Consider the following 6,057-nt stretch of genomic DNA (forward strand, 5'->3'; position numbering starts at 1 on the left):
TCGTTACTATGCTGTCCAAAACAGGCCTACTAGCCAAGTTTTTTGGCCTTTTGGTGTAAGCGTTTGGCCGCGTCCATCCCCGATAATATGGCCCCTTCTTGCCAAGCCGGAATGTGTGAGCAATGCTCGCCTGCCAATACAATCCGATGATCAATGCTGCAAAGCGTATCGTAGTATTGCTCACGGCTCGATTCACTCCAAATACCATAACAACCAAGCGACCACGGGATACGATGCCAAGCGACTGACGTACCTGAACGAAACTCTTTGGGATATTGCGGATGGATACGCTTGCCATATTCTAATGCCGCTTTGATGCGCTCTTTTGGCGTTAAGGAATTGAACTTATAAGAGGTTTCTCCAAAGCCATAAGCACCTAGTAGCACGCCAGAGCCTTGGGTGAATAAGTCCTGTGATGGATAAGAGATTTGGGTAATAGGCAGATCCGTATAAGTAATGCCACCATAGATCCATTCATCCTCCTCCCAAAACCGCCGTTTAAACTCCAAACCGACTTTATAAGAGCTGTCATAAGGGACGGCTGCCATCGCTTGCTTCATTGGTTCTGAGACATTGATGTCAATTTGGGTCAATACTGACAGCGGAATAGTGCAGATACACCAATCGGCACGAACGCTTTTGACGCTACCCTCTGGGTTATTGCTTTCAAAATTGGTGCTATCAATATAGTCAACGGTTACCCCTGTCTCATCTTGATTGATTTTAGTGACTTTGGCATTAAACTTGATCATATCGCGGCATTCACGTGTGAAAGCATCGCCTATTTTTCCCATACCTCCGACAGGTTGAAACATTGCTGGTTGATGCACGTAAACGGTGTAATTAGCATAGAGATCAGACCACATCCCTGAGTCTAATAATTTTTTCATTGGGATTGGTGTCGATGGTTTAGCGTCAGGCATCAGACCACCACCCGGATAGACACTATAGCCGCGATGTTTGCTGGTTTCATGGCTTTTGACATAGCGATAACTATTATCAAGAACGCCCCAACCTTTCAAACCTTCTAGTAGCTTTTCTTTATCTTCTTTGGTGACCGTATCATCTAAGCTACCTTTATTGACTGCTTTAGATAGTAATTCTGACACGTAGCCACGGATATCGCTTTGTACTTCGCCTAAGCGCTGCGGTGCACCATTGAAATGGTTAGTACGATGCAGATAAGCACGATCATTGGTTTGGATAAAGGGCTGCAATGCGACATTAAATTTTTTACAATAATGGAATACCGCATAGTGATGTACGGGCAATCGCCACGGTCCACCATTAAAGTAATTGCCTTTTTCAAAGTCGCAAGTCACCTCCTCACCACCAAGCTCAGTATATTTATCGCCACTATTTAACGTCCAGCTGCGCCCACCACCGCGATTTTGGTATTCAAGCACAGTGACTTTATAGCCCGCCTTACATAACTCGTAAGCTGCCGTAAGCCCGCTCAACCCTGCTCCCAAAATAACGATGCTCGCGCCAGCAGGAGCACCTTTGAGATCTATTTCTTTCTTAAAACTCGACTCGGATGCAAACCCCAATGTGGTCATCGCCTGATACATGGCAGTCGCGCCAGCAGTCTTACCAATCATTGAAAGCAATTGTCGCCGTGTAGGGGAATGCAATAAATCGTTCATTTAATTATCCTTGGCACACTTCGTTTTTATAGTAGGGTCTGTTGAACATTCAAATGTGGTACTGGCAGTGGCTATTTTTTAGACAATACGCAGTGAAATTTTTGACGCCTAGTTATTCTAGGTTAGACAATTTCGCCATGTATTGGCAAAAAATAGCCCTGCCCCTGCTTGTATACTTGGGGCAGCTACTAAAATCACCCCAAACGTTGTTGTAAACCTAGCTAAGGTATCGACATTATCGTCGGTTTACGCCTAGTTTGGGAAGATTTTAGCGATCAGCAGTCCTAATATTTGAATGTTCAACAGACCCTAATCAAACAAGCAAATTTTCAGATTCAATTCTTTAAATTTATGGAGGTGAGATTTAACTTTTTTCTTTGATTACACGTTTAACATCCACCGCACTGACTTCGCTACTCGGCAGACCACCGAAGTTGACTCGCACATAATTAGTGATACTAGCGATTTGTGCAGGGCTCAAATCTTTCTCAAAACCTGGCATTTTCGGCGCAGTATTGAACGTACCTTTTGCCCCAAAAGCGATAACGCCAATCAACGCATCAGGTTTAGCACGGCGAATACTGCTGAGACCGACGATAGAGGCATAGCGGGCATCCGGTTGGGCGTAACCATCGACGCCATGGCAACTCCCGCAATGAGCAAGATACAGGGCTTTAGACGAGGATTCAGCTGAGGATTTAGACGAATCGCTGCTACTAGTCTTAGAAGTATTCGTTTTAACCTTAGCTAGATAGTCCTTTTGCTCTAGTAAATCATAAGTAATAGATGAGCTGATGGGATTTGGTAAACGTGCAACATTAACCGGTATCAGATAATCATCAGTCTTGATCGCAGGAATGACTTTTAGATAGTTAGCCATCGCGCTCAAATCTTCATCGGTGAGATAACGCGTACTATGTCCTACTGCTTCTGCCATAGGGCCGCCTGCATACGCCCGTTTATCAAGTTTTCCAGTACGCAAATAAGTCACAATATCACGCTCACTCCAACGCCCAATACCAGTGTCGTTATCAGGGGTAATATTAGGCGCAAACCATTTACCAAGCGGCGCACCAGAGAAGTAACGGTCTTTATCGAGACCTTGGGTGAGGTTGCGCGGCGTATGACAAGTGCCACAGTGCTCTAGATTATTCACCAGATATTCACCGCGCTGCTGCGTTGGTGTCAGACCAGTACGGTTTTTAGTAGACGGCACATTGATGACATTCCACGCGAGCATTAAACTACGAATATTTAAAGGGAAAGGCAGTTGCGTTGTTTTTTCAGGTGGTTTATCGACGACAGGAACTGTTTGGAAATAAGCAAATAAAGCGCTAATATTATCATCCGTCATTCCATGATAGGACGGATACGGCATCGCCGGATAAAGTTGATGGTTTGGCGCGCGACCTTTACGTAACGCTTTGGTAAAGTCAGCTTCCGTATAATTACCGATGCCATACTGCGTAGAAGGCGTGATATTGGTTGAATAGATATTACCGATAGGCGTTTCAATAGGAACACCACCACTATAGTCCTCACGATGACAGGCCATACAGTCGGCTGTACGTGCAATATAAGCCCCGCGATTGGCCAAATCGTTATTGATTGGGCTAACATTAGGCAGGCTTATGCTGGGAGGTAAGCTGGATGGTGTCAGATTGCTATTGCCGATGCCTGTGCCGTCAGCAATGGCAACGTTAGAGGCTATGCTCAGCACGCTCAGAGCGAGTGTTGATATCATCATAGAAAGTGGCTTCATAATATCCTTATCATACCAGTCAATCATCCTTGATCACTTTTCAAAAGCTGTCTGCTCTTCACTAATAAATCCTACTAAAAACAGACTCTACTAAAATAAAACTATTCATCGGTAATAGCTACTGTTTAATGGCCTCAATTTGAATCTCCAAGTTGAGGTTTTTAGTGACTCCAAACCATGCATATTTATCGATATTCCATTTGGTTCGGTCAACGGTAGCCGTAAAATTACCATTGCAAACATCTTTTTTGAATGCGGGATGCAAATAACAGTCAAACTTAGTCGCTGTCAAGCTTATAGGATGGGTTTCGCCATGTAGGGTTAAATTACCATCCACTTTTAGAATCTTAGGGAGTGATTTATTCTGATTAAAGTACCATTTGGTAGAGTCAAAACGCGCCAACGGAAAGCGCTGAACATCAAAAAAGTTAGGACCTGTCAAAGTATGATTAAATGCTTTATTGCCCGTATTCAAAGAGCTAATAGGAATAACTAGCGAGATATCACCTGTCTTTGAGCTTGGATCATATTGCAAGTTGCCTTTGACATTATAAAAGCCGCCCGTAGTGGTCGAGGTTTTGAAGCGTTCGATAGCGAAGCTTACATTTGTACTGGCGGGATTGATGACATAGCTGGCAGCATAACTGCTCGTTATATTACTTATTATTAGTAGTGACAGTGTTATAAAGGCAAAAATATATGATTTTTTTTGACCGCTTTCTGATGCGCCCATAGCCACATTCCTTCGTAAGCATTGTAAGCCTTATTGATACTACTGACTTTTTTATTGATGAGCGCAATCCATGCTTGTGCCTAATAAAAATTTAGCCATTTTAAGATCGCTACATAGATAACTTTGTTAGTTGATAACACGTCCTAATGACTTATACCCTATTTATCAAAGATTTAGGAGTATTATTTTAGCGAAGGTGGCAATATCTGCTTAGGCTAAATTTTCGCTATATATCTATTATCATAAATAGCGCGCCGTTAAGAAAACGTTAAGATGCTAAAACGTCAAGACGGTAACTTGGTTTAGGAAGGATAATTACATTAGCAATTTAAGGCAGGTAGTTGCGCGTTTTTACTGTCGTACTCTCTCAACGTGTTGAATCTCTGACGATACCAGTGCGGTTCGTTTTGATACGCGCAACGTTGTTGATGATTTGCTTGTCTTCTCGCACTTTAGTGACAATACAGTCCAAATAGACAATGAGATAGATGCTATTGAGAAGCTGATTTTGCCAAGCGAGGATGCCATCGATGAAAAGGTCATTGTTTGGTCACCGAGCAAATAGTCAGCGATTTTGAAACGAAAACTATAGTCAAGGAATGTTGGAATCGCTACAAGGTGACCGACCGCAGATAGTATACTGAGTACATCTAGGACGGGTAACACCGTAGCGGTTTAAAAGTGCTCTGACTATACCTGCATGCAGATTCATATCTGGTTCATTAATAAAGAGCTAGCTATCGCTACTGGAGCGATAAAGAGAAAGTGACAAGACCATATTATTAAAGAGCTTGAGCTAAAATTTAGACACAAAAAAACCTCAAGTAAACTAATACTTGAGGCGAAACTTGCTTAAACTTTACAGTTTAAATTCGTTTTAAATATGGCGCAGCGGACGGGACTCGAACCCGCGACCTCCGGCGTGACAGGCTAGACCCACCATATTTCATTAAATTACTTTAATCTATGTCAACCTGTAAAGACTTATATAGTCAGGGCTATAGAGATTATTTTGTTAAGACGTTTAGCATATTTTAATACATTTTATGCTGACTAATAGGCTTGTTTTGGTCACCTAATAAGTATAAATATTATACTTATCTCAAGGTAAATAAGTATAATATTTATACTTAAGAGTTTTTCTCAATACTCTATCCTTGATGTAATTATCCAACGCCACTTTTTACCATAAGGGCTTCCATTTTCGTAGCTCATAAAAATCATGAACGGTGATTTTTTCATCTACTTATCTCCACTTTGATATGGAATTTTATGTAACTATGGATACTCACCTTTACAGCAAATGTAAGATCATAGCGATGCTCAGGCGTTAAGTTAGTTAAGACTATATTAGGGGTATTGGATGATACCTACTCGCTTTCTTGCAGCGATATCTTAAGCGTCGTTGATTGCATAGTAGATTTATACACCAGCTTTTCAGATAGCGCTTGTTAGGTCATCTAAAGCAGTTTAACTTTCAGGTGATTCAAACCACTCCATTTTCTTTGGTCGTCTTTAATGCTTTAAGACTCAAAGTGAATATGTAGTTAAACCCCGATACTTGGAAATTTAACTATTGTAATACTAATCCCAAAAGTAAGGTGCTAGTTAGCCCTTGCCTAGAATATACCCAATTTTAAACCTGAGAATATCATACATGAAACACTAAATATTAACCCTAAATAATATCTAAAATCATGATTAAAAGGCATTATCATTGACATTCTAGGAAACAACTTAAAAACATAGACTTTACGTTTATTTATACATTTTAGTAAATTTTTATTAGCACTATCATAACTAAGCTTCATTACGGAATTTGTAGAGTTAAGCAAGCTATAGTCAGTTCTTTATAAATAAGATACAATCGTTTTAAAACAAGCGAAATGGCAGAAGAACACATGACCTATTCAGCA

General features: G+C 41.1%; 3 protein-coding genes. All 3 read right to left on the reverse strand.

Features of this window, described 5'->3' with window-relative positions; all coding sequences use genetic code 11:
* Nucleotides 1-29: 29 nt before the first annotated feature.
* The 3 genes from J5X94_RS07630 to J5X94_RS07640 all read right to left on the reverse strand — a co-directional run bounded on the left by J5X94_RS07630 (nt 30) and on the right by J5X94_RS07640 (nt 4,141).
* Nucleotides 30-1,646: a flavin monoamine oxidase family protein gene (locus J5X94_RS07630; protein ID WP_210540812.1), complete on the reverse strand. Its 1,617-nt coding sequence runs from the start codon at nt 1,644-1,646 to the stop codon at nt 30-32.
* Between the two features lie 364 nt (nt 1,647-2,010).
* Nucleotides 2,011-3,408 carry a cytochrome c gene (locus J5X94_RS07635; protein ID WP_210540813.1) on the reverse strand — a complete coding sequence of 466 codons (1,398 nt, stop codon included), beginning with the start codon at nt 3,406-3,408 and terminating at the stop codon, nt 2,011-2,013.
* Between the two features lie 118 nt (nt 3,409-3,526).
* A complete protein-coding gene (locus J5X94_RS07640) occupies nt 3,527-4,141 on the reverse strand; it encodes a YceI family protein (protein WP_210540814.1) in 615 nt (204 codons plus the stop codon).
* Nucleotides 4,142-6,057 lie beyond the last annotated feature (1,916 nt).

It is taken from the genome of Psychrobacter sp. K31L, assembly GCF_017942195.1.
Classification (GTDB): domain Bacteria; phylum Pseudomonadota; class Gammaproteobacteria; order Pseudomonadales; family Moraxellaceae; genus Psychrobacter; species Psychrobacter glaciei.